This is a genomic window from Psychrobacillus sp. NPDC093180, assembly GCF_044754065.1.
Lineage (GTDB): Bacteria > Bacillota > Bacilli > Bacillales_A > Planococcaceae > Psychrobacillus.
In genome coordinates, this window is sequence record NZ_JBIVOJ010000004.1 from 118086 (window position 1) to 140382 (window position 22297).

General features: G+C 36.5%; 26 protein-coding genes. 18 read left to right on the plus strand and 8 right to left on the minus strand.

Going from position 1 to position 22297, the window contains the following annotated elements; all coding sequences use genetic code 11:
- Window positions 1-7: 7 nt before the first annotated feature.
- From coaW to ACIP9W_RS07695, 3 genes are all read left to right on the plus strand, one after another.
- The gene (gene coaW, locus ACIP9W_RS07685; RefSeq protein WP_400787869.1) at window positions 8-829 is read left to right on the plus strand and encodes a type II pantothenate kinase; all 822 of its coding nucleotides are present in this window, start codon (window positions 8-10) and stop codon (window positions 827-829) included.
- Window positions 830-994: 165 nt separating this feature from the next.
- A complete protein-coding gene (locus ACIP9W_RS07690; protein ID WP_053589685.1) occupies window positions 995-1195 on the plus strand; it encodes a cold-shock protein in 201 nt (66 codons plus the stop codon).
- Between the two features lie 290 nt (window positions 1196-1485).
- Window positions 1486-1950: an SRPBCC family protein gene (locus ACIP9W_RS07695; protein WP_400787871.1), complete on the plus strand. Its 465-nt coding sequence runs from the start codon at window positions 1486-1488 to the stop codon at window positions 1948-1950.
- On the opposite strand, the gene ACIP9W_RS07700 is transcribed toward ACIP9W_RS07695, so the two are convergent.
- Window positions 1947-2345, minus strand: coding sequence for a reverse transcriptase-like protein (locus ACIP9W_RS07700; RefSeq protein ID WP_282244987.1), 399 nt, complete (start codon window positions 2343-2345; stop codon window positions 1947-1949). The genes ACIP9W_RS07695 and ACIP9W_RS07700 overlap by 4 nt on opposite strands.
- Before the next feature lie 110 nt (window positions 2346-2455).
- On the opposite strand from ACIP9W_RS07700, the gene ACIP9W_RS07705 reads away from it, so the two are divergent.
- The gene (locus ACIP9W_RS07705; protein WP_282244984.1) at window positions 2456-2632 is read left to right on the plus strand and encodes a zinc-finger domain-containing protein; all 177 of its coding nucleotides are present in this window, start codon (window positions 2456-2458) and stop codon (window positions 2630-2632) included.
- 37 nt (window positions 2633-2669) lie between these two features.
- Here ACIP9W_RS07705 and ACIP9W_RS07710 read toward each other — a convergent pair whose 3' ends face one another.
- Complete coding sequence (locus ACIP9W_RS07710) at window positions 2670-2873, minus strand: cold-shock protein (RefSeq protein WP_142537077.1); 204 nt, start codon at window positions 2871-2873, stop codon at window positions 2670-2672.
- Between the two features lie 149 nt (window positions 2874-3022).
- Between ACIP9W_RS07710 and ACIP9W_RS07715 the strand changes: the two genes are divergently transcribed.
- The 4 genes from ACIP9W_RS07715 to ACIP9W_RS07730 all read left to right on the plus strand — a co-directional run bounded on the left by ACIP9W_RS07715 (window position 3023) and on the right by ACIP9W_RS07730 (window position 8437).
- Entirely contained in the window at window positions 3023-4702 is a 1680-nt protein-coding gene (locus ACIP9W_RS07715) for a formate--tetrahydrofolate ligase (protein WP_400787874.1), read from the plus strand.
- Between the two features lie 85 nt (window positions 4703-4787).
- Window positions 4788-5423, plus strand: coding sequence for an HD domain-containing protein (locus ACIP9W_RS07720; protein WP_400787876.1), 636 nt, complete (start codon window positions 4788-4790; stop codon window positions 5421-5423).
- Entirely contained in the window at window positions 5420-7300 is a 1881-nt protein-coding gene (locus ACIP9W_RS07725) for an ABC-F family ATP-binding cassette domain-containing protein (RefSeq protein WP_400787878.1), read from the plus strand. The genes ACIP9W_RS07720 and ACIP9W_RS07725 overlap by 4 nt, the downstream gene beginning before the upstream one ends.
- 24 nt (window positions 7301-7324) lie before the next feature.
- The gene (locus tag ACIP9W_RS07730; RefSeq protein WP_400788198.1) at window positions 7325-8437 is read left to right on the plus strand and encodes a conserved virulence factor C family protein; all 1113 of its coding nucleotides are present in this window, start codon (window positions 7325-7327) and stop codon (window positions 8435-8437) included.
- Between the two features lie 609 nt (window positions 8438-9046).
- On the opposite strand, the gene ACIP9W_RS07735 is transcribed toward ACIP9W_RS07730, so the two are convergent.
- Window positions 9047-9934 carry a LysR family transcriptional regulator gene (locus tag ACIP9W_RS07735; protein ID WP_400787879.1) on the minus strand — a complete coding sequence of 296 codons (888 nt, stop codon included), beginning with the start codon at window positions 9932-9934 and terminating at the stop codon, window positions 9047-9049.
- A gap of 128 nt (window positions 9935-10062) precedes the next feature.
- On the opposite strand from ACIP9W_RS07735, the gene ACIP9W_RS07740 reads away from it, so the two are divergent.
- From ACIP9W_RS07740 to ACIP9W_RS07755, 4 genes are all read left to right on the plus strand, one after another.
- A complete protein-coding gene (locus ACIP9W_RS07740; protein WP_400787881.1) occupies window positions 10063-10827 on the plus strand; it encodes an alpha/beta hydrolase in 765 nt (254 codons plus the stop codon).
- Between the two features lie 192 nt (window positions 10828-11019).
- Window positions 11020-11271: a hypothetical protein gene (locus ACIP9W_RS07745; protein WP_400787883.1), complete on the plus strand. Its 252-nt coding sequence runs from the start codon at window positions 11020-11022 to the stop codon at window positions 11269-11271.
- 112 nt (window positions 11272-11383) lie between these two features.
- Window positions 11384-11809: a hypothetical protein gene (locus tag ACIP9W_RS07750; protein ID WP_400787885.1), complete on the plus strand. Its 426-nt coding sequence runs from the start codon at window positions 11384-11386 to the stop codon at window positions 11807-11809.
- Window positions 11810-11920: 111 nt separating this feature from the next.
- Window positions 11921-12061 (plus strand): hypothetical protein, encoded by a 141-nt coding sequence (locus tag ACIP9W_RS07755; protein ID WP_400787888.1) that lies wholly within the window; start codon window positions 11921-11923, stop codon window positions 12059-12061.
- A 128-nt stretch (window positions 12062-12189) separates the two neighbouring features.
- Here ACIP9W_RS07755 and ACIP9W_RS07760 read toward each other — a convergent pair whose 3' ends face one another.
- The 4 genes from ACIP9W_RS07760 to ku all read right to left on the minus strand — a co-directional run bounded on the left by ACIP9W_RS07760 (window position 12190) and on the right by ku (window position 14609).
- Window positions 12190-12309 carry a YjcZ family sporulation protein gene (locus tag ACIP9W_RS07760; RefSeq protein WP_282244952.1) on the minus strand — a complete coding sequence of 40 codons (120 nt, stop codon included), beginning with the start codon at window positions 12307-12309 and terminating at the stop codon, window positions 12190-12192.
- Between the two features lie 323 nt (window positions 12310-12632).
- A complete protein-coding gene (locus tag ACIP9W_RS07765; RefSeq protein WP_400787890.1) occupies window positions 12633-12812 on the minus strand; it encodes a hypothetical protein in 180 nt (59 codons plus the stop codon).
- Window positions 12813-12997: 185 nt separating this feature from the next.
- Window positions 12998-13510, minus strand: coding sequence for a DUF3231 family protein (locus ACIP9W_RS07770; protein WP_400787892.1), 513 nt, complete (start codon window positions 13508-13510; stop codon window positions 12998-13000).
- A 274-nt stretch (window positions 13511-13784) separates the two neighbouring features.
- Window positions 13785-14609 carry a non-homologous end joining protein Ku gene (gene ku, locus ACIP9W_RS07775; RefSeq protein ID WP_400787894.1) on the minus strand — a complete coding sequence of 275 codons (825 nt, stop codon included), beginning with the start codon at window positions 14607-14609 and terminating at the stop codon, window positions 13785-13787.
- Between the two features lie 111 nt (window positions 14610-14720).
- Here ku and ACIP9W_RS07780 point away from each other — a divergent pair, with 111 nt between their 5' ends.
- Complete coding sequence (locus tag ACIP9W_RS07780) at window positions 14721-16550, plus strand: DNA ligase D (RefSeq protein ID WP_400787896.1); 1830 nt, start codon at window positions 14721-14723, stop codon at window positions 16548-16550.
- Window positions 16551-16671: 121 nt separating this feature from the next.
- On the opposite strand, the gene ACIP9W_RS07785 is transcribed toward ACIP9W_RS07780, so the two are convergent.
- Complete coding sequence (locus ACIP9W_RS07785) at window positions 16672-18159, minus strand: flavin monoamine oxidase family protein (protein ID WP_400787899.1); 1488 nt, start codon at window positions 18157-18159, stop codon at window positions 16672-16674.
- A gap of 282 nt (window positions 18160-18441) precedes the next feature.
- Between ACIP9W_RS07785 and ACIP9W_RS07790 the strand changes: the two genes are divergently transcribed.
- The 5 genes from ACIP9W_RS07790 (at window position 18442) to ACIP9W_RS07810 (ending at window position 22293) form a co-directional block, all read left to right on the plus strand.
- On the plus strand, window positions 18442-18879 hold the full coding sequence (locus tag ACIP9W_RS07790; protein WP_282244944.1) for a BrxA/BrxB family bacilliredoxin: 438 nt from the start codon (window positions 18442-18444) through the stop codon (window positions 18877-18879).
- Window positions 18876-19655: a class I SAM-dependent methyltransferase gene (locus ACIP9W_RS07795; RefSeq protein WP_400787902.1), complete on the plus strand. Its 780-nt coding sequence runs from the start codon at window positions 18876-18878 to the stop codon at window positions 19653-19655. The genes ACIP9W_RS07790 and ACIP9W_RS07795 overlap by 4 nt, the downstream gene beginning before the upstream one ends.
- A gap of 256 nt (window positions 19656-19911) precedes the next feature.
- Window positions 19912-20496 (plus strand): YpjP family protein, encoded by a 585-nt coding sequence (locus ACIP9W_RS07800; protein ID WP_142537061.1) that lies wholly within the window; start codon window positions 19912-19914, stop codon window positions 20494-20496.
- A gap of 412 nt (window positions 20497-20908) precedes the next feature.
- On the plus strand, window positions 20909-21148 hold the full coding sequence (locus ACIP9W_RS07805) for a hypothetical protein (protein WP_400787904.1): 240 nt from the start codon (window positions 20909-20911) through the stop codon (window positions 21146-21148).
- 200 nt (window positions 21149-21348) lie between these two features.
- Window positions 21349-22293 carry a thymidylate synthase gene (locus ACIP9W_RS07810; RefSeq protein ID WP_400787907.1) on the plus strand — a complete coding sequence of 315 codons (945 nt, stop codon included), beginning with the start codon at window positions 21349-21351 and terminating at the stop codon, window positions 22291-22293.
- The last annotated feature ends 4 nt before the right edge of the window (window positions 22294-22297 follow it).

Sequence of the window (22297 nt, forward strand, 5' to 3'; positions counted from 1 at the left end):
AATTAGTATGGCTACTAGAATAGGTATTGATGCAGGTGGAACGTTAACGAAAATAGCTTATTGGGATGAAAAAAAAGAAATGTCCTTTCAAAGTTTTCCTTCATCCGACTTTAAAGCAGTAAAGGAATGGCTTGAGACAAACCACTCGTTAGCTTCTATCTGCCTCACTGGTGGTCGCGCGGCACAGCTAAAAGAATATCTTTCTTCGGTTAATGAAATCCCTTACATAGTAGAATTCGATGCTACGATGAATGGAGTTATGCATCAACTAAAAGAGGAAGTTATAAATAGTGAAGCCGCAATTATTGCGAATATAGGAACAGGAACTTCTATACATATTATGCAAGGAGAAACACATAGTCGCATCGGAGGAACCGGCGTAGGAGGAGGAACCCTTCTAGGCTTAGGCTCCGCTTTAACTGGTATTCAAAACTACAAAGATATAATCGAACAATCTATAATAGGAAAAAGATCTTCTGTAGATATTTTAGTGAGTGACATATATCAAAACAATAAACTGCCTCTTAAAGGTTCTTTAACCGCAAGTAATTTTGGCGGGGTAGCATTAAAGACAGAGGATACAAGAGACAGCCAAGATTTGTTAGCTGGAGTGCAGGGGATTATTGGAGAAGTAGTTGCTACACTATGTATTCAAGCAGCAGACGCTCACCAAGTAGAAGATATTATTTATATTGGTTCCACATTAGAAGGAAATGAGTTACTCCAAAAAATAATTGAATCTTATACCATTTTAAAAGAGAAAAAACCGATATTTCTGGAAAAACACGGCTATAGCGGAGCGATTGGTGCATTATTGGAAAATAATTAAAAAGAATTATGTATATCTGTTGCATTATTGGAAAGAGCGTGCTATATTTAAAGAGGATTATTTTTGTTCGGTTAGTTAGTAGGTGGCAACACTTTTACTTAACAGTGTTGAGCAAGGATAGTAACAAAATGTGTGCGTCAAATTGCACACGAGGAGGAAACAAACATGGAACAAGGTAAAGTAAAATGGTTTAACTCAGAAAAAGGATTCGGATTCATCGAGCGCGAAGGCGGAGACGACGTATTCGTACACTTCTCAGCTATCCAAAGCGAAGGTTTCAAATCTCTTGACGAAGGTCAAGAAGTAACTTTTGAAATCGAGCAAGGCCAACGTGGTCTTCAAGCTACTAACGTAGTAAAAGCTTAATTTTAAACCTAAACTTTAACAGACTCTCTTCGGGGAGTCTGTTTTTTTGATTTGTAGTAAATTTCACGATTATCGTGAGTGGAGATCTTAGAGTGTGTCGATGTTTAAGGATTATGCATACTAAGCAGTTTTCGTCAGCCTTTATGCTTGTCAGTAAGCAATTATCTTCGTTTTTGACTACAAGCACCAAGCAGTGCATATTCTCTAGAGCTTTTTACGTTCAGTATCCCGATTAGCTTTTGTTCATGCTATAATTTAACAATACTATGGAAGTTTTAGGAGCAGAATAAATGAAAAAGTGGAAAAAAGAAGTGGAACTAAACGTTCCGATTGAATTTGCTTGGCCCTTTTTTTATGGCGATGTGGAAAAAAAGAAAATGATTTTTCCCAAAGTAGTAGGAGAGGAAATTTTAGAAAGTACGGAGCAAGTAGTTGGATCTGTTATTCATCAAACGTATCAAATTGGTTCATTGACGGAACAATATGAAATAACAATTCGGAAGTATGCTGACGAATCGGATTATAAAATGATTCAGGAAAGCTTTATATTAAACGATCGCTTTCAGATGACTATTGACTATGAATTACAAAGAGTAGATAATAAAACGACGAAGTTTATCTATACATCACTAAATAAACCTAAAAATCCACTACTCAGTCTCTTTCAGTTATTTGGCAGGGATGAAGTAGTGGTGAACTTTATGAACCGCACAAAAGACACTATTGAAAATGCATACAAAACAACTGCCGATTAACTTTTCGGCAGTTGTTTTAATACGGCTTGTCTTGCAAGTGCATGAGCAGCTTTGTTTTGATCATCAGGAATCCATTTAATGAAAAATAAATCAAAGGTATCGCTAATCGTTAAAATTTTTTCTAATATAGCTGCAAATTCTGCATTTTTAGCATAGCGTTTTTCAACAGCAGCTAGTACGATTTGAGAATCCGTTCGAACAGAGACGATTGTAGGAGACAGTTTTTGTGCTTCTTCTAGTGCTCTAAGTAGCGCGATAAATTCGGTTGTATGATTCGAGTATTGCCCGATGAACTCGCTAAATTGTAAATGATGTCCTTCTCCTTTTATGAAAATGCCGATTCCACTTGGGCCTGGATTTCCAGTAGTTGAGCCATCGATATAAACTTCTAACATGTCAATCCCCTTTAATATATTGTTTTTTATAGTCTGAATTACTTATAGCATACTTGCAAACAAAAGAAACATAATAGTACAATTACGAAGGTAGCGAGGAGTGTAAACAAATGAAAAATACACAAATTATAAATGAAATTGACCTTATCATGCAAAAGTATTGTGATGGTTGCTTTGTGCGTACGCAACTTAGAAAGGATAAAGGTAAGACCATCGCACACCAATTTTGCATTCATAGCTGTACAGTTGGAGAAGAGATTAAGCAAAAGGGAGAAAAACTTCAGTAAAAAAACCCACGACTATTTGTCGCGGGAAGAACCGTTTCTAACTATTTTTAATAACGTTTGCAGCTTGAGGTCCTCGATTACCTTCAACAATTTCGAACGTAACGTCTTGTCCTTCTTCGAGTGCCCGAAATCCATCGCCTTGAATACCTGTAAAATGGACAAATACATCTTCTCCATCATTATACTCGATAAATCCATAGCCTTTTTCATTATTAAACCATTTCACTTTCCCCTGTTGCATAAACGTTCCTCCCTCGGTCCATTAAAAATTCTGATAATGGATAAATATACTATATAGTAAATGACAACTATCGTCAATAATATGTCGAATTTTAACTGTTTTGTCTGACTAATTCGACGTATAATAAAAGAAAAAAGGTTGGGATACAGATGAATATTAAAGTAGATCCGCTATCCGATTTGAGTATAGCCAAAAATGCCAAAATGCAACCAATTCGCCAAATATCGGATAAAATAGGAATTCTTGAAGAAGCCTTAGAGCAATACGGTAACTATAAGGCTAAAATTGACCCCACAAAAATTGCCGTTAAAACGAAACAAGGTAAAGTTGTACTTGTAACTGCGATAAGCCCGACAGCTGCAGGAGAGGGAAAATCTACTGTAACCGTTGGATTAGCTGATGCATTCAAGAAAATCGGTGAGTCTGTTGTAGTAGCGCTTCGTGAACCGTCTTTAGGACCAGTAATGGGTGTAAAAGGCGGTGCAACTGGCGGCGGCTATGCACAAGTTTTACCAATGGAAGAAATAAACCTGCATTTCAATGGTGATTTGCATGCAATTACTACGGCAAATAATGCCTTAGCTGCAATGATTGATAACCATATTCACCAAGGAAATGAATTGCAAATCGATCCAAGAAGAATTATTTGGAAACGAGTGCTTGATATGAACGATCGTGCGCTTCGCCATATTACGATTGGTCTAGGTGGACCCACGCAAGGAATTCCACGCGAGGATGGATTTGATATCACGGTTGCATCTGAAATCATGGCAATTCTTTGTTTAGCTAAGAATCTAGGAGATTTGAAGGAACGATTAGCGCTAATCGTTATCGGTTATACATATGCAAAAGAACCAATTACTGTGCGTGCTTTAGGAGTGGAAGGTGCACTTACTTTATTATTAAAGGAAGCAATCAAGCCAAACTTAGTACAAACAATAGAAGGAACACCCGCAATTATACATGGCGGTCCATTTGCGAATATTGCGCATGGATGCAACTCTATTATTGCTACAAAAACAGCGATGAACCTAGCAGAAATCGTCGTGACAGAAGCAGGATTTGGTGCAGATTTAGGTGCTGAAAAATTTATGCATATTAAATCACGACAAGGGAACTTAGCACCGGATGCTGTTGTCATAGTGGCAACGATTCGAGCGCTTAAAATGCAAGGTGGAGCACCAAAAGAGTTGCTCAAGGAAGAAGATGTAAATGCGCTACTTGAAGGAACAAAAAATTTAGAGAAGCATATAGAAACAATTCGAGCATTTGGTATTGAGCCTGTCGTTGCTTTAAACAAATTTTCTGCTGATACAGCAGCTGAAACAAAAGCATTATTAGAATGGTGTGAAGACAGAAACATCGCCATAGCTTTAACCGAAGTTTGGGAAAAAGGGGGAGCAGGGGGAGTTGACCTTGCAAAATTAGTTTTAAAAGAAGTAGAAAAGCCCAAAAGCTTTACTCCTTTGTATAGTCTTTCAGATACGATTGAACAAAAAGTACGAACAATTGTACAGCAGGTGTATGGTGGAAAAGATGTTGTTTTTACAGATGCTGCTAAAAAACAAATTGAGCAAATAACTGCATACGGCTGGGACGCTCTTCCAATTTGTATGGCGAAAACACAGTATTCATTGTCCGATCAGCCAAAGTTATTAGGACGTCCAACCGACTTTACCATTACCGTTCGAGAAGTTATTCCGAAGCTCGGTGCTGGCTTTCTTGTTTGTCTAACTGGAGATATTATGACGATGCCAGGATTACCTAAAAAGCCAGCTGCTTTAAATATGGACGTTTCGGAAGATGGACAAGCGGTAGGATTATTCTAACAAATTAAAAGACTGCACATTAGCAGTCTTTTTTTGTTTTATTCGTTATAATGTAAAAGAGAAGAACGCTTAAGGAGAATAAACTATGAATCCAATACATAAGTGCGAACAATTGGTGAAAGAAGTATACAAGCATTTTGATGCGAGTCATGACTTTCAACATATAGAACGAGTACGCAAAAATGCGTTTGAAATAGCGGCATCAGAGCCTACTGCTGATTTGGAAATAATCGAGTTAGCGGTACTTTTACATGATGTTAGTGATCCCAAATATGCTACAGTGGAAGACAAACAAGAAGAAGATAGAATTATAATGGAGCTTTCATTACCAACTGAAAGAGTAATTCAACTTAAAACATTGATAAAATCCATTTCTTTTAATGGAGGAAACGAAACAGCAGCGGATACGATAGAAGCTCAAATTGTTCGAGATGCGGACCGCTTAGATGCAATCGGAGCAGTAGGAATTGCACGTACATTTGCATACGGCGGAGCAAAAGGTAGAATGCTATACGATGCAGATGAAACTCCTAGAGATAGTATGTCTGTAGAAGAATATCGCTCAAAAGAAACAGCATCTGTTACACATTTCTATGAAAAACTCCTAAAGCTTGCTGATGGAATGCTAACGGAAAAAGGAAAAGAACTAGCAAAAGAAAGACATGCATTCATGGAATTATTTTTGCAAAACTTAAGAAAAGAAACAGGGGAACAAATATGAGTCATTTAATCATTTCAAACTTAACAAAAACAGTTGGAGAAAAAACACTGTTTGAAAATATTAGCTTTACGATAAACGATCATAACAGAGCTGGTTTGATAGGCATTAACGGTACTGGTAAGTCTACATTCCTATCAATAATTGCTGGCCAATTAGAAGCTGATTCTATCGATCGTGATCATCCAAACAAATACCGAATTGCTTATTTAGAACAGCAACCAGTATTTGATAAAGATGAAACTGTTTTGCAAACGGTATTTAGTGGAGATTCTCCAATTCTTAAAATTAACCGAGAATATGAAGAAGCCTTACTTGCCTTAATGGAAGAACCTAATTCCACTGAACGTCAAAATAAATTAATGGATCTACAGCAAAAAATGGATGATTTCCAAGCATGGGACGTTAATGCACTTGCAAAAACGGCATTAACAAAACTAGGGATTACTCAATATGAGGAGTCCATTTTGCATCTATCCGGTGGACAACAAAAAAGAGTTGCACTTGCTAAAGTTCTAATAGAGCCAGCAGATTTACTTCTTCTAGACGAACCTACCAACCATTTGGACAAAGAATCCACGGATTGGCTGCAAGAAATGCTTCAAAGAGTAGAAGGCTCTATTATTTTTGTTACACATGATCGCTATTTTTTAGATGCTGTAGCTACGCATATATATGAACTTGCCGATAAAGCACTTTATACACATACAGGAAATTATGCGGATTACTTAGAATCTAAAGCATTGCGAGAAGAAATGAATGCTGCATCACAACAAAAACTACAAAATCTATATCGCAATGAGCTGAAATGGATTCGAAGAGGTGCAAAAGCAAGATCGACCAAGCAAAAGGCAAGAAAAGATCGATTTGAAGAAATTGATTCAAAAATTGACCGCAATAATTCTACTCAAAATTTAGATTTAGAACTAGCGACAACGAGACTTGGTAAACAAGTATTGGAAGGAGTAAATATTTCTAAAAAATTTGACTCTAAGATAATTGTAGAAGATTTTTCATTTCTACTACAAGCTGGGGATCGTATTGGAATTGTTGGACCTAATGGTGTGGGGAAGAGTACTTTACTTAAAATGTTAGCAAGAGAAATTCCAATGGATTCTGGAGAAATAATTGTTGGGTCAACGGTGAAACTCATGCACTTTTCTCAGCAGTTACCGAAGTTAGATGAACAGACCAGAATGATAGAATACGTAAGAGAATCTTCGAATTTAATCGAGACGGGCTCCGGTGAAAAATTTTCGGCAGCGCAAATGCTAGAAAGATTTTTATTCCCTTTAAATACACACGGTACACAGATCGGTAAGCTTTCTGGTGGAGAGAAAAAAAGATTAGTACTTTTAAAAATGTTAATGGAACAGCCAAATGTTCTGTTTATGGATGAGCCGACCAATGACTTAGACATTCAAACATTATCTGTTTTGGAAGACTTTATGGAATCATTCCCGGGAGTGATTGTGACGATTTCCCATGACCGATTTTTCCTAGATCGCATCGCGAAAAAGCTCTGGATATTAAATGGCGATGGCTCTGTCAATGAGTGGTTAGGTGTTTATTCCGATTATTTGGAAGTTGCTAAAGCTGCACCAATCGAAATAGTGGAAGAAATTAAAGAAGAGCCTCCTGTCAAAGTGGTAAAAGAGAAAAAGAAAATGTCCTATAAAGAGCAACGAGAGTGGGAAACTATTGGGGATGAAATTGAAAAAACGGAGCAGCTAATTGCAGAATTAGAAGAAAAGATATTAACTACAGGCTCTGATTTTATGTTATTACAGGAACTAACTGACAAGCTGGAACAAGCAAACAGCACGTATGAATACTTAATCGAGAGATGGTCTTATTTAGAAGATATCGCTTCTTCCTAATCTTATTTATTGGAGGTATAAATGATGAAAATAGTTACAATTGAACCAACACCAAGCCCAAATACGATGAAAGTAGTTATTGATCAGGAGCTACCATTCGGTAAAAGCCATAATTACAAAAAAGACAATATTCAAGATGCTCCAAAAGAAATTAAAGACCTATTTGCAATTGAAGGTGTAAAAGGAGTCTATCATGTAGCTGATTTCTTAGCGATTGAGCGTATTGCTAAATTTAGCTGGGAATCTATTTTAGCTTCTGTAGAAAATGTTTTTGGAGCTGACAATCAAGAACAAACGAGTGAACAGCCATTAGACCATTACGGAGAGGTTTATGTACATGTACAGCAATATAAAGGGATTCCACTTCAAGTTAAAGTGTTCGATAGCGAATCTGAATCCCGTTTTGGCTTGTCTGATCGTTTCACCAAAGCTTTAGATGAAGCGATGGAAGGAGACAAAGAAAACTATATTATGCTCCGTAAATGGGTAGACTATGGCGTTCGATACGGAGATCAAAAAGAAATTGGAGAACAACTAGTAAAAGAATTAGAAGCGACTTTCCCAGAAAGCAAACTGCAACAGCTTATCGAAGAAAAAGATAAGAACGAAGAAGAAAAAGCTGCAGTACGCGTTCCTTTCACTTTAGAGCAATTTGAAGTAAGTGATTGGGAAGAAAGATTTCAATTACTAAATAATTTGATCAACCCTGAATTAGAAGACCTATCAATCTTAGCAAAGGCAGTGGAAGATGAACAAGTATCCATCCGTCGTTTAGCGACTGTATATCTTGGATTAATAGAAGATGAAGCAGTTATTCCTTATTTAGAAATAGCATTAAAGGATAAAAGTGGTGCTGTACGCCGAACAGCTGGAGACGCAATGAGTGATTTAGGCTTCGAGCAATTTGCAGATGCGATGAAGGTTGCCTTATTTGATAAAAACAAACTCGTTCGTTGGAGAGCAGCTATGTACTTCTATGAAGTAGGCGATACAGATGCACTTCCTGCCTTGAAAGAGGCAAAGGAAGATAAAGAATATGAAGTGAAGCTTCAAATACGCATGGCGATCGCTCGTATTGAAGACGGAGAAGAAGCAAAAGGATCTGTTTGGAAACAAATGAGTGAAGCACGAAAATAACTGGTTTTAATGTGTTTTCCTCTTCGTGCAAGTATTTCCACTCATGGTTAATACATGTTCTATATGCAACAATTAAGCATAGAACTTTCAAAAATCCATGGTATTCTAGAGACGTAAGAAAACAGGCCTGGTAACCTGTTAGAAGATCTCCCTTCGAATTTCTTACACTATCGCTTAATATACAAGCCTCACGTTGAAGAGTGAGGCTTTTTTGTTGTTTATTAATAAGAACTCTCTCGCTACACAAATATCCAGTTAATGGCTAAGGGCTATCAATCAGTCAATGAAAGCAATCAATTCCGTCTGGAAAGCAACTGAATCAGCATAAGAGCAACCAATTACTATTGAGGGCAACCAATTTGTTAATGTAAGCAACCATCTCTTAAAATGACATGTGAGACACCGAAAACTCCTACACGGCATCCTCTATAATCTCGCTACACAATTATCCAGTTAATGGCTAAGGGCAACTAATCAGTCATTGAAAGCAATCAATTCCGTCCGGAAAGCAACTGAATCAGCATAAGAGCAACCAAATTACTATTGAAAGCAACCATCTCTTAAAATAGCAAAAGTGAGTCGCCGATAACTCTCCTTGGTTATTTTTAATTACTTCTTCTCATTGAAGAAATAATCGAGAATGAATTGTTGAAAATTAGACGCGGCAGGGGATAAATAGCGATTCTCCACCCGGGCCATACCAATTACCCGTTCACATACAAAATCCTCAATTCGTAGTTTAGCAATTTTTCTTGGATTTATTTCTTCCCCATCCGGTAATATCGAAAAACCGAGACCTGCCGACACAAAACCTGCAACAGTAGATACTTCGTCACCCTCAAATGCAATATTCGGCAATAGGTTCGTATCAGAAAATATACTATCGGTCGTTTTTCGGAGTGCATATCCTTTTTTCATCGAAATAAAAGACTCATGAATTAGTTCATTTAATGAAATGCTTTTGCGATTTGCGAGAGGATGATTGATTGGAACGATAACAAATAACTCATCACGCCATAATTCTAACCAGTCAATTGGTTTCTCATAGTCAATGGATGCAACTAAGCAAAGATCCAATTCCCCTGATTTTAGCTGTTTTAATAAAGTATGCGTATGGTTTTGCGTAAATTGAAATGTTATATGGGGAAATTTGTCATGAAAGGCACGAATAATATTGGGGACGGTACTCGTTCCAAGCGTATGTAAAAAGCCAAGTGTTATTTCGCCTTGCTCCGGATCAATCAACTGCTGAATATCATTTAATCCATCGCTCATTTCATTCATAATTCTATTAACCCTTTCTAAAAACATTGTTCCATATCGATTTAGAATAATGGAGCGGCCTTGACGATCAAAAAGGGGAACCCCAATTTCTTCTTCTAAACTTGCAATAGAGCGGCTTAAAGCTGGTTGTGATATGGATAATAGTTCAGCGGCCCGTGTCATATGTTGAACATTTGCAAGCGTTTGAAAATATTCTAGTCGTTGCCATTCCATTCAAAACATCTCCTTAAATGATTGATACCTTTTGTGCATCATATTTATAAAAATAATAAATTATACATTATGAATAGTCAATGATAGGATAAGAATCAATAAGCTAACACACTAAAGGGGATATTAAAATGAAACTAGTCGCACCTAAATCTTTTACCTTCGAAGGAGGAAATAGAGCTGTACTTTTACTGCATGGATTTACGGGAAGTACGAAAGATGTTAAACGATTAGGAGAGTATTTACAAAAGAGAGGATTCACTTGTCATGCGCCAATGTACCGTGGTCATGGAGAGGCACCGGAAGCGTTGTTACAAACAACTCCTACTGAGTGGTGGCAAGATGCTGTAGACGGTTATAACTATTTGAAAAATCAAGGATATAATGAAATTGCAGTAGCAGGTATTTCTTTAGGAGGCGTTTTTTCGCTGAAAATAGCAGAAGAATTTCCTGTCAAAGCAATCGTATCTATGTGTGCACCGATTAAGCGCAGCAATACAGATGGTTTGTTTGATCGTTTATACAATTATGCAAAAGTGTATAAATCATTTGAAGGCAAATCAAGAGATGTCATTATTCAAGAACTAGGAGCTTTAAAGGATAGTCCTTTGGATTCTTTAAGTGAAGTACAATCCTTCATCGAAGGCGCTTGTACGGAGTTACCAACGATTTCTTCTCCGACACTTGTTTTACAAGGCGCTTTAGATGGAGACATTTATAAAGAAAGTGCATCATTTATCTTGGAACAAGTCGAAACGGATACGAAAGAAATTATTTGGTATGAAGAATCTGGACATATTATTACAACAGGAAAAGAAAAAGATAAAGTATGCGAAGACGTCTATGCATTTTTAAATCAGCTAAACTGGTCAGGATCTGTTCGTGCTGTTGTGTAAATAATGCGGCTTATTAACCATTATTGATGCCTATCATATATTAAAACATCATTCATTTTAATTGAATGGTGTTTTTTTACTTACTCCTTAATTTAATTTTCAAACTACTTTTCAAGTCAAAAGCGTTTAAATAATGAGTAATAAGTAAATAATAAGAAGGATAAGGGATGCTATGATGAACGGAGGAATAATATGAGTGAGGAAATAATCAAAAAAGAAGTGAATATAAAAAATGAAATACATATTACGTACTACTTTTCTATTCTGTTCACCATAGTAGGAACGCTCTCCATTCTCTTATTATTGTATTATAAGATGGACAGTCTCAGTTTGTTTACTGTCTTACTTTCTATTTCCGCTGGTGGACTGCCCTCGGGAGTCATTGGAGCATTTATCGATTATAAAATATCTGAATACAAGCTAAAAAGCAGTAAAATTATATAGAGGTTGATTAAATAATACGGAAATGACTAAAAGCATCTTGGAAGGTGCTTTTTCTATGTGTACAATAACTATAGTCTATTCAATAATAAATTCAGTAGAAGGAGGAAATAGATTGAAGTTTTTGAAAATACTTTTTGGTTTCATTGTCGTAATTGGAATCATTGGCTTAGCCGCTTACTATTTCGTACCCAAACTAATTGCAGATCAAGTAATGGAAAAAGTAACGGTTGAACTAGAAGATAGTGGCCAATTAGAAAATATAAAACAAGAAATAAAGAAAGATCCACAATTACAGGCATTTATCGAAGAAGGCAAAAATGTGGATAGCAGTCAGTTACCATTTCAAACGAAAGAAGAAGCAACGAGGGTATTGCTTAAAAAGTTTAATATAAGCGAATTGCAAGAGATACAAGCAAAAGCTAAAAACGGCATGTCCGCAGAAGAAAAGCAAGCCCTTTATGATCAGTTTGAAAGTAAATTGACAGAAGAAGAGATGTTAGCGCTAAAGGCTTTAGCTTATAAAGAATTATCCAAGTAATGCTTGTCCTCTCTCCATTCCTCCTCAGTCGAAATTAGAAATATTTCATAAATATTTTTTAAAAAATGGGGGAAAGTAATAGGAACAGATATGAAGTGGAGGGATTAAAAGATGAGGCATAAAAGATATATTTTTGCGCTAATGACTGGTTTTTTGTCAGTAGGTTTGTTGTTCGGCTGCGACGGTGTGGATGAAGATGAGCCAGACCCAAGCGAGGAACCTTCAGAACAGCAAGAAGATAACAGTCAATAAGAATAGGATACATGAGTATAGGAACATCGTTCAAAAAGAACGGTGTTTTTATTTATTAAAAAAAGCTAAAGACAGGTTAAAACCTGTCTTAGATGGTAGCGAAAATTTGGGGGTTAAGCCCATTGTAATCAGTAATAACCGTTACCTAAGAAACTTGCACCAATAATTATCAAAAGAATAAATAGAACTACAAGTAAAGCGAATCCTGCACCAGATCCATAACCGCCGCCGTTAACCGCTTCTCCCATTTAGAACACCCCCTATATTTGGGACAATACCTTTTATAACAACACTAAAGGTAATCCGATTCAATTTTTTCGTTTTAAGAAGACCCTATAAAACAACTGGAGACACAGCTGAAAGTGGTGTGACGTGCTCTTCAGTTATAAAGTAGCTTATTCATCATTTCAAAATGCACCGGGGCATATGCCCCTGAGAAATGGAGGAAATCCAATCGATGGAACGCGATTTCAAGAAACAACATAGGAAATGAAGTTATATCTTATTAATACGTGCGTCCATTATTAACTGTCATTATAAGATCAAAAAATGCAAAAAAAATAGACCCTTTTCAAGGTCTTCTAAGTATGGTTTCATAATTTACATATTCCTTAATGATTAACAACTCAATGACATCTTGCACTGAATATGAGTAAGAGGCATGCGCAGGGACGAGTTCATTGAATTGTTGTACGATCTCGTTAAGGGTTTCAGCATAAAAATCATTTATAGTTAACTCTAATTTTGTCATGTTTTTCTCCTTCTTTTTTTCTAAGCATTAGCTAATTGTAATTTTTTTATTCAATTAACTATATGACATTTTGAGTGAAGTATATCCCGAATTTCGATTGTAAAAGTGAAAAAAGACCCTCTTTATAATAAAAAAGGGTGCATTCATATAAAAAGGGCAACCAACATTAGATTGCCCAAATAATTTTATTCTTTTTCCGGAGAGCTGTAATGTAGTGGAGGAGGGACAAGCCATCCTTTATCCTTAGTTAAACGCAATAATTTCGCGCCTAATTGTGCTCTACTCAAATGAAATTGACCGTACATCAAAGCAATATCTTCTCTAATAGACATACCCATAGCTTTGCTACATGCGACTAAACCAGCAGCGCTATCCATTGAAAGTGCAGCACTGATTTCAGGATCGTTAAATCGTGCTCCTGGCGGAATGTCTTCTATCCTCGCAACTGGGCGTTCAGGCGGTGCAGGTGGTAGTCCAACACCATTAACTTTGATAATAGGTTCAATTTGTTTATTTTCGTCTTTCATACATTGAATTGATTCTTCAATGATCTTTACTAAATCTTTATCACCTGTATGATTAGCAAAGGTCTGATACGCAGCTATTAAACCATTGTTTGTAGCTAAATTTGTCCATAGAGTAAACACTTCCCCATAGTGTAAAGGTTCATCTTTTGGGTTACCAGTTAAAATTCCCATATTGCACTCCCTGTCATGATGATAAATTTTTGCGACCAAATTTATTATGTGAGTAAGGTTGATAAATATCCTTACACAGTTTGAAAATGAAAAGCAAAGAACAGTTCGAGGGGATATGTTATTTACGAAAATAAAATTACGAGTATAAATTCCGCTTTAGTGGGAAATTTTATGTGTGTGAGATCCCTTCGCAGAATCTCATGAATTATAGCCCCACTGTTGAAGAAGTGGGGCTTTCTCATGGACATATAAAATAGTGTTAGTCGGTTTTAAATTAGGATGTTTTAGCTACTTTTTTCTTTCTTGTAGTCGGTTTCTTCTTTTTCCCTGTCTTATCAAGTGAGGCTTGAAGTGCCGACATTAGATCAGTGACATTATCAGGAAGGGGTTGTTTATCGCTTACAGAGACCGTATTGTTACCGGCTTTTTTCTCCTCGATTAGTTCCATCAATGCTGTGCGATATTCGTCCGTGTATTTTTCCGGTGTAAATGCAGTAGTCAATTGATCAACTAGTAAAAGAGCTGTATCGAGTTCTTTTTGAACGACTGTCTCCTCACTTGGAATGTTTGGAACATCTGCAGTACTTCGAACTTCATCTGGAAAGTGGATTGTCTCCATAACTAGCGTATCTTTATAAACCCGTACAATCGCTAATTGTTCTTTTGATCGTATTATTATTTTGGCAACACCTATTTTGCCAGATTGCTCTAATGTTTTCCTCAAAAGGGAGTATGCCTTTCCACCTGTTGTGTCCGGCGACAAAAAATAAGAACGCTCGAAATAGATAGGGTCTATTTCCTCAAGCTTAACAAAATCTATTATCTCAACAGCTTTATCTTCGTTTTCTTTCTTAAGTGCTTCTAATTCCTCATCATCAAGTACGACAAACTTATTTTTTGCATATTCATATGCTTTTACAATGTCCTCTTCTTTCACTTCTTTTTCGCATCCTTCACACACTTTTTTATAACTAATAGGTGTATGACACTCTTTATGAAGCTGTCGTAATTTAATATCTTTGTTTTCAGTTGCAGAGTGCAGTTTAATTGGAATATTTACTAATCCAAAGCTAATGCTACCTTTCCAAACTGTATGCAATATTTTCACCTTCTCATTCTTTTTGTTCTTATTATGTAATTATTTATGTGTTCTATGTATTGCGATGAAGAATTCATCAAATGCTAAACAAAAAAGAAAGTAGGTTGTAATTTGAAACCCATGCTTTTAACGGCAACCGAGGAAATACCAGAAGGCAGTGAGTGGCTTTATGAAACAAAATACGATGGCTATCGCTGTACGTTATATTGGGAGGAAAAGACTCCCATTTTAAAAAGTAGAAATGGAAGATTACTAAATCAAGTATTTCCAGAAATCATTGATTTTTGCCTTGGAATATATGATGGTGTACAAGCATTTTTACCGTTAACACTAGATGGTGAGATTGTTTACTTAACGAATAATTTTCAAAGTGATTTTTCGATTGTACAAGGAAGAGGAAGAATGAGAAGCCCAGATTCTATTGTAGTACATGCGAATACTTTCCCTTGTCATTACGTTGCATTCGATATCTTACTACATAAAAGTGAAGTGCAAACGAATCGACATTTAACAACGCGCAAACAAATACTCGCTAAACTTTTTAAATCTTTAAAGCTTCCAAGTCAGGTCAATTATGAAGATACCAACAGAATTCAGGCGATAGATTTTTCGGTAGAGAGCGAATTATTATGGAATAAGATTAAAATCAATAACGGAGAAGGAATTATTGCGAAGAAAAAGACGAGTAAATGGATAGGGGATACCCGTTCTCTTAGCTGGCTAAAAATAAAAAATTGGAGATACGTGGATGTTATCCTTACTAAATATGATAAAAGCAATAGCTATTTTAATGGGGCCATTTATCAAAATAATGTCCTTGTAGAAATTGTTTCTTTTAGCCATGGTCTGAAAGAAGAGGAATTTAAAACGCTGGTAGCATTCATTGAAGCTAATGGGACGAAGGGAAAAGGAGACATTTGGTCAATTGAGCCATCCATTTGTGTCAATATAGCTTGTATTGACTTTCAAGGGGACAAATTAAGAGAGCCGAGATTTAATGGATTTAAATGGACAACGGCTGTTAGTGAGTGTAACTGGGAAAATATGCGTCGTCAGCTAAATCCACTTCCTGAACTAGTAGAATTCACGCATCCAGAGAAACCAATTTGGCCAAATATTGACTATACGAAAGATGATTATCTTTATTATTTACAAAAGATATCTACTTATATGCTTCCTTTTTTAAAAGATAGGTTACTGACTGTTATTCGTTATCCGCATGGTATAACGGGGAAAGTGGAAAGGTTTTTTCAAAAACACGCTCCTGACTATAGGCCGAGCTTTATTCAGACAAAGCTTGTTGAAGATATAAACTATATATTGTGCAATGATATTGAATCATTGCTCTGGCTAGGAAATCAACTGGCACTAGAGTTCCATGTGCCGTTCCAAACGATTAAAACGAATAAACCAACCGAAATTGTATTTGATTTGGATCCACCTTCTGCTAATGAGTTTTCTTTGGCAGTTGAAGCGGCCTTACGAATGAAAGCCATATTTGACCAATTTGAGCTGACGGCTTATATAAAAACATCGGGCGGAAAAGGCATGCAAGTGTATATACCACTACCTAATAATACTTTTTCGTATGAAGATACCGGGGTATTCAATAAATTTGTTTGCAACTTCTTAGTTGAACAGTATCCAAAATGGTTTACAATGGAGCGACTTAAAAAAAATCGTGGTCATAAATTGTATTTGGATTATATACAGCATAAAGAAGGGAAGACAATTATCGCCCCATATTCGCCAAGAGGTAATGAACTAGGGCTTATTGCAACTCCTCTAAACTGGGAGGAAGTTAATGATTCACTAAACCCTTCTTCGTTTAATATTCCGGCAGTGTTAGAGCGTTTACAGAAACAAGCGGATCCATTCCGCAATTTCCGACAGGATATAAATATAAAAAAGTTTAGAGAGGTGCTTAAGCAACTGACATAACAGGTAAGGCTAGAGAAATGTAATCTTTTTAAAAAATAGTCTCGACGCTTGTGTCCATAAAAAATTGGACATAAACGCTAGGACTATTTAAATACTGCTTAAGAATTTACGTTAAATCTTCCTACTCGTGAAAAAGAGTTCTCTGTAAGTCATTAACTTCAGCTGCAACTCGTATACCAGATTCAATTGCACCTTGGATCCAACCGTGAACGGATGATGCATGTTCACCCGCAAAGTGAACGCGTCCTTCGGGAGAAGCGATATAGGGAGATAGCTCCGTTATTTGTTCCGGCTTAAACATCGTAAAAGCACCACCGGAATACGGATTTCGAACCCAACTATAGCCCGTGCCTGTTATAAACTCACGATATACTTGTTCACCATGGATTATGGCCAAATTTTTCAATGCATATTCCAATCGATTTTCAGTACTCAAGCTATCCCAAGATAACGCGTCATCTTCCCATGTGTAACTAGCCAAAATGACACCTGGCCCCGCTGTACCAATCCCTTGGCTCGGATATTGAGTGTATGTAATAGGTAAATCAGAAGCTGTGCTACCCCCAAACATACCTTCTCTTTCCCAAAACCTACTTTTAAACTGGATGCCGGTCTTTGTGGATCCTGCATAGTGAAGTTCGCGAATCGCTTTCCATTTGTTGTTGGAAAAAGAATCCCGTGGTTCAACTTCGACAAATTGAAAAACGGAAAAGGGGATCGTCACGATGGCAAGATCACCCGTAATTTGAAATGGTCTCAGAATTTTTGTATGGATAGAGTCAATCGTTACTTGGTTGTTATGCTGCAATATCTTCGTCACTTTTAGCCCAAACATAATATTATCCTTCAATTGTGGTAGAAATGCTTTAGGAAGCTGGTCGTTTCCACCAGTAATCTCATAGAATTGAATATCAGGGGTAAATAAAATCATTAGTTCACGCAATAACTCTAAAAAAGAAAGCTCCGTTAATCCTCCCAGTGAAAGAACTACTTTAATCATTTCGATGGCACCAGGAGATAAAGTGATACCAAACGGATTATATCTCAAATAGAAGTCCATCGAGTATTTATCAAATTCTTTTATGACCAAAGGCCAATTTCTCTGCGGGTTTTGATTGATAAAATCAGTGAGCGGTTTTATTACTAAAGTAAGCAATTCTGTAGCAGTTTTACCTCTTTCTTGTGGAGCTACCGGAAAACCAAGAATATCAGGGCTTTGTTCATAAAACTTCAAGCGGGTCTTAATTCCTCTAGCATAGATAATATCGTTAGGAGTACTATTAATAAACCTATTAACCGGTAGCTGAAATTTGTTTATGTATTCCTTGGTTAAATAATGAGTATGAGGAATACGCATTGCGCCTGCTTCAAGATATAATCCATTAGTAAAATCAGATTTTAACGTGTAGATACGGCCGCCAACTCTTTCGGCTGCTTCAAGGATTGTAACATTGTGTCCAGCATCCTTTAATAGAGAAGCAGCAACAAGTCCTGCCATGCCTGCACCGATAATGATGATCTTTTTTGGATTTTGGGTTCTGTTAAGTCCATCTCTGATGATCGAAATCATTTGATCGGGTGGTAGCTGAGGGAATACGTAATTTGACATGCTTTGTCTCCTTTGCAATTACTCCGCACACCCGGTGGATGATAGTAGTAAATCATCCTTTAAGAATGCTTACTTTCATCCTATTCAACTAATACACGACCATAATACACAAAAGTAGAAGAAATTGGAGATTAATTCAGTAATCCTATTTTCTAATAAATAAATAGCATGTTTGAGATTTAACACCAAAATATGAAAGCGTGCGAAAACAGTATTATAGCAAATGCAATAGAAGTCCTGTTATAATAGGATTTGTGAATATAAATGAAAGCAGGCGATATCATGAACGCATACGATGAATATATGCAAGGCATAGTCAAACCAATGAGAAGTGAATTAACAAACGCAGGATTTAAAGAATTAGTGACACCGGAAGAAGTACAAGACCATATGGCGAACGCAGAAGGAGTTTCTTTAATCGTTATAAACTCTGTATGTGGTTGTGCAGCAGGACTTGCTAGACCGGCAGTAATTTCAGCAGTGGAAGAATTAGAAGTGAAACCGGATAACTTAGTTACGGTATTCGCAGGGCAAGATCAAGAAGCAACGGCAACGATGAGAGGATACTTTGAAGAAGTACCGCCAAGTTCACCGTCTATCGCTATTTGGAAAGATGACCAATTAGCTTATTTCATTCCTCGTGAACAAATTGAAAGCAATTCAATGGAAACGATTAAAGATCATCTCTCTGGTGTCCTTACACAAATCGTTTCGTCATGAAGACGGTTGTAACTACTGCTGGTCGTACGAATGAGCAATTTATTCAAAAGGCGAAAGAAATTGCTAGTGAACTAACTTTGCCATATGTAAGACGCCAAAAGAAGTCTATGCAAAAGTTGCAAGAAGAACAGCAAGCAAATGTATTAGTTGTTAGTAAGGAGAGATTAGAACTGTATATATACGGTTCTACTGCTCCTTTTTTCTTTCATCCAAATTCGGCAGCATTTCGGATGAAGCGTATCTTGAATGGAGAAAAAGATTTGTTATTAGAAGCGTTAGATTTACAACAGGGAGATCGCTTTCTGGATACAACTGCGGGGCTATGCTCGGATAGTATACTAGCCTCGTATGCAGTTGGCGAAGAAGGGGTAGTCGTTGCTTGTGAAAAAGATGCGATGATTGCTTATGTAGTGGAGATTGGCCTAAAAGCGTATGAAACTGAAAGTAAGGCATTACAGGAGAGTATGCGACGTATTCATATGGTTCATCAAGATGCAGTGGACTATTTAAAACGGCTGGATGCTAATTCCTATGATGTAGTTTACATGGATCCGATGTTTGAAGAGGTTATTGAAGAGTCGTCCAATTTCCAAACACTAAGAGCAGCTGGCGTGCATGAATCTTTGTCCGATGAATGGATAGAGGAAGCAAAACGTGTAGCGAAGAGGCGAGTAGTGCTAAAAGCTTATTTTCGTTCTCCGTTATTTGAAAAATATCAGTTCGAGCAGTTAACAAGATTAACTTCTAAGTTTCACTATGGCATTATTGATATATAAAAAAGCTGTCAGTTATGACAGCTTTTTTTAGTCCGTAAAGTTAAGTGAAGTTAAATATCCTAATAAAAATAAAAATCCGATACCAATAATTAAATCTGCATTCATAGTGACTTTCCTCCTTACTTTAAAAAAGCTACTGTATGTCTACATATTTTATTGTACAATGAATACATAGAAGAAGAAACCTTTTGTTCTTAAAATCGTTATTAATACAAATATGCTTTAGAAATTTGGTCAAAATTGAAGGTGATAACTGATGAAAAAGTGGTTACAAAAGACGATTATTATTACCGTCGCTTTCTTAACATTTGGTCTTATATCTCCTAACCATCTTATATGGGAGCAACTGTTAGACAACAAAAATCCAACGAAATCTATCGCTTCAGATGCGAATACAAGTGAATTTGATCAAGTATCGTTTATAGATTCCCTTGATTCACCAAATTTAAGTGAAACGATTTCATTAGCAGCTAGAGAACAGGCATACATAAAGTTTGGCAATCGAATTGGACCAGTTATACAAGATGAATTTGACGATGTCATTTTCCCCCGAATGCAAGAAGTGATAGATACAACTATCGCAAAAGTAGAAGGCGAAAAAGCAGCAAAGCTATCCATTACCGAACAACCTTCAGGAGAATATCACGAAAAAATCTTTCATATTTACAATGAAGAAACAAGAAAAGATTTCATCCGTTTCCATGTAAGAACCGACAAAAAACCGCAGGACGGATATTACTTCAACTTTCATTATCACCTAGCAGAAGACAATTATTCGAAACATTATGCATTAGGTGAAATTTTTTGGTCGAAAAATACTCCGCCTAAATGGTTATCTTGAAATACTACCGACACTCATATAATAAATGAGTGTTTTTTTATTGGTTAAGAAACTAATCAAAGAAGATTTAAATAGGTAAATAATTTTTCAAGTAGCGTAAGGAATGATATTTTTTTGCATTTATGCCTACAGAAATTGGATAAGGGCAACGAACCGTCAGTGAAAGCAATCAAATCTACTTGAAGAGCAACTATCATTAGTATGAAAGCAACCAATTCTTAAAATAAAAGCTTACTTAAACTAAGGCAAACCCAAAAATCTAATCAAATAAATGGTTAAACTAGATTAATCATAAATAAGGAGAATTAATAAAGTACTAACATCGATAACTTTGTAAAATTATATGTCGAAGGCCAATATAGAGAATTATTTCTTTAAGTGTTGTATATTGAATATAGAGGAGGGGTTATTCGTGAACGAAGAAATAAATAAGCTTTCGGATATTTTGTTACAAAGCCTATATGATTATCATTTTGCTAATAATGGTGGAAGTTATACATTACCTAAAGCAATGGTAAATACTGACCTCAATAGTAAACAAGCTATAGAATACCTTATCGAAAAAGAGTATGCCAAAGATAGCGGAGAAGGGTCAGAAAACCTAGTCTTAGCAATAACAGAGCAAGGTATGGATTATCTTAAAAATAAATAAGTAATCAACAGAGGAACGTCATTAGGCGTTCTTTTTGTTTTTGGAAGAGCAGAACAAAATATAGATACATAAACTTATTATACCTTGTTTAAAAACACCACTTGAAAATGATTATATTAAAGGACAACGAAACGCTCTTTTTTCAAGAGCATTTTTTGTTATACTAAAGGGAAGTATATAAAAGAAAATGAGGTACATAAATGGAACAATACTTAACGTTGTGTAAACACATCATGGAAAACGGTATCGAAAAAGGAGATCGCACTGGAACTGGTACAAAGAGCGTCTTTGGTTATCAAATGCGATTTGATTTAGCGGCAGGTTTTCCGCTACTTACGACGAAAAAAACTGCCTTTCGATTAGTTGTGAGTGAATTATTATGGTTTATAAAAGGGGATACGAACGTAAAAACCTTGATTGAAGCAAATAATCATATTTGGGACGAATGGGCGTTTGAGAAATGGGTGGAAAGTGATAGCTACACAGGACCGGATATGACGAATTTTGGGGTGCGTGCGGCAAAGGATCCAGATTTTAAAGCTATTGTGGACGAGCAAATGGAGATTTTTTGTACTAAAATAGTAGAAGATGAACAATTTGCGGAGGATTATGGCGATCTTGGACCAGTCTATGGAAGACAATGGAGATCTTGGCCTGCCAAAAACGGAGAAACGATTGATCAATTGCAAACAGTAATCGAGCAGATCAAAGTCAATCCAGATTCTAGAAGGCATATTATCACTGCTTGGAACCCAGCAGAAGTGGATGATATGGCTTTACCTCCTTGTCATGCATTTATGCAGTTTTATGTGGCGAATGGGAAATTGTCCTGCCAATTGTATCAACGAAGTGCGGATGTATTTTTAGGTGTTCCTTTTAATATTGCTTCTTATGCTCTATTAACTCACCTTATCGCAAAAGAATGCGGTTTAGAAGTAGGAGAATTTGTACATACACTTGGGGATGCGCATTTATATGCAAATCATATAGAGCAAGTGGAAACTCAGTTAGCAAGAACACCGCGATCGTTACCGCGACTTTCTTTATCGGATGAGAAGGAGTCGATTTTTGATTTTGAAATAGAGGATATTAAGATCGAGGGATACGATCCGCATCCGCGCATTAAAGCACCAATAGCAGTTTAACGAA

What these genes read in the sequence shown, in the direction of transcription:
- ACIP9W_RS07740 (WP_400787881.1), top strand. Translation starts at nt 10,063, where the DNA reads ATGAAACTAGTCGCACCTAAATCTTTTACCTTCGAAGGAGGAAATAGA.
- ACIP9W_RS07790 (WP_282244944.1), top strand. Translation starts at nt 18,442, where the DNA reads ATGAACGCATACGATGAATATATGCAAGGCATAGTCAAACCAATGAGA.
- ACIP9W_RS07755 (WP_400787888.1), top strand. Translation starts at nt 11,921, where the DNA reads ATGAGGCATAAAAGATATATTTTTGCGCTAATGACTGGTTTTTTGTCA.
- ACIP9W_RS07730 (WP_400788198.1), top strand. Translation starts at nt 7,325, where the DNA reads ATGAAAATAGTTACAATTGAACCAACACCAAGCCCAAATACGATGAAA.
- ACIP9W_RS07695 (WP_400787871.1), top strand. Translation starts at nt 1,486, where the DNA reads ATGAAAAAGTGGAAAAAAGAAGTGGAACTAAACGTTCCGATTGAATTT.
- ACIP9W_RS07745 (WP_400787883.1), top strand. Translation starts at nt 11,020, where the DNA reads ATGAGTGAGGAAATAATCAAAAAAGAAGTGAATATAAAAAATGAAATA.
- ACIP9W_RS07705 (WP_282244984.1), top strand. Translation starts at nt 2,456, where the DNA reads ATGAAAAATACACAAATTATAAATGAAATTGACCTTATCATGCAAAAG.
- ACIP9W_RS07710 (WP_142537077.1), bottom strand. Translation starts at nt 2,873, where the DNA reads ATGCAACAGGGGAAAGTGAAATGGTTTAATAATGAAAAAGGCTATGGA.
- ACIP9W_RS07715 (WP_400787874.1), top strand. Translation starts at nt 3,023, where the DNA reads ATGAATATTAAAGTAGATCCGCTATCCGATTTGAGTATAGCCAAAAAT.
- ACIP9W_RS07720 (WP_400787876.1), top strand. Translation starts at nt 4,788, where the DNA reads ATGAATCCAATACATAAGTGCGAACAATTGGTGAAAGAAGTATACAAG.
- ACIP9W_RS07785 (WP_400787899.1), bottom strand. Translation starts at nt 18,159, where the DNA reads ATGTCAAATTACGTATTCCCTCAGCTACCACCCGATCAAATGATTTCG.
- ACIP9W_RS07765 (WP_400787890.1), bottom strand. Translation starts at nt 12,812, where the DNA reads ATGACAAAATTAGAGTTAACTATAAATGATTTTTATGCTGAAACCCTT.
- ACIP9W_RS07700 (WP_282244987.1), bottom strand. Translation starts at nt 2,345, where the DNA reads ATGTTAGAAGTTTATATCGATGGCTCAACTACTGGAAATCCAGGCCCA.
- ACIP9W_RS07795 (WP_400787902.1), top strand. Translation starts at nt 18,876, where the DNA reads ATGAAGACGGTTGTAACTACTGCTGGTCGTACGAATGAGCAATTTATT.
- ACIP9W_RS07735 (WP_400787879.1), bottom strand. Translation starts at nt 9,934, where the DNA reads ATGGAATGGCAACGACTAGAATATTTTCAAACGCTTGCAAATGTTCAA.
- coaW (WP_400787869.1), top strand. Translation starts at nt 8, where the DNA reads ATGGCTACTAGAATAGGTATTGATGCAGGTGGAACGTTAACGAAAATA.
- ACIP9W_RS07760 (WP_282244952.1), bottom strand. Translation starts at nt 12,309, where the DNA reads ATGGGAGAAGCGGTTAACGGCGGCGGTTATGGATCTGGTGCAGGATTC.
- ACIP9W_RS07810 (WP_400787907.1), top strand. Translation starts at nt 21,349, where the DNA reads ATGGAACAATACTTAACGTTGTGTAAACACATCATGGAAAACGGTATC.
- ACIP9W_RS07770 (WP_400787892.1), bottom strand. Translation starts at nt 13,510, where the DNA reads ATGGGAATTTTAACTGGTAACCCAAAAGATGAACCTTTACACTATGGG.
- ACIP9W_RS07725 (WP_400787878.1), top strand. Translation starts at nt 5,420, where the DNA reads ATGAGTCATTTAATCATTTCAAACTTAACAAAAACAGTTGGAGAAAAA.
- ACIP9W_RS07690 (WP_053589685.1), top strand. Translation starts at nt 995, where the DNA reads ATGGAACAAGGTAAAGTAAAATGGTTTAACTCAGAAAAAGGATTCGGA.
- ACIP9W_RS07800 (WP_142537061.1), top strand. Translation starts at nt 19,912, where the DNA reads ATGAAAAAGTGGTTACAAAAGACGATTATTATTACCGTCGCTTTCTTA.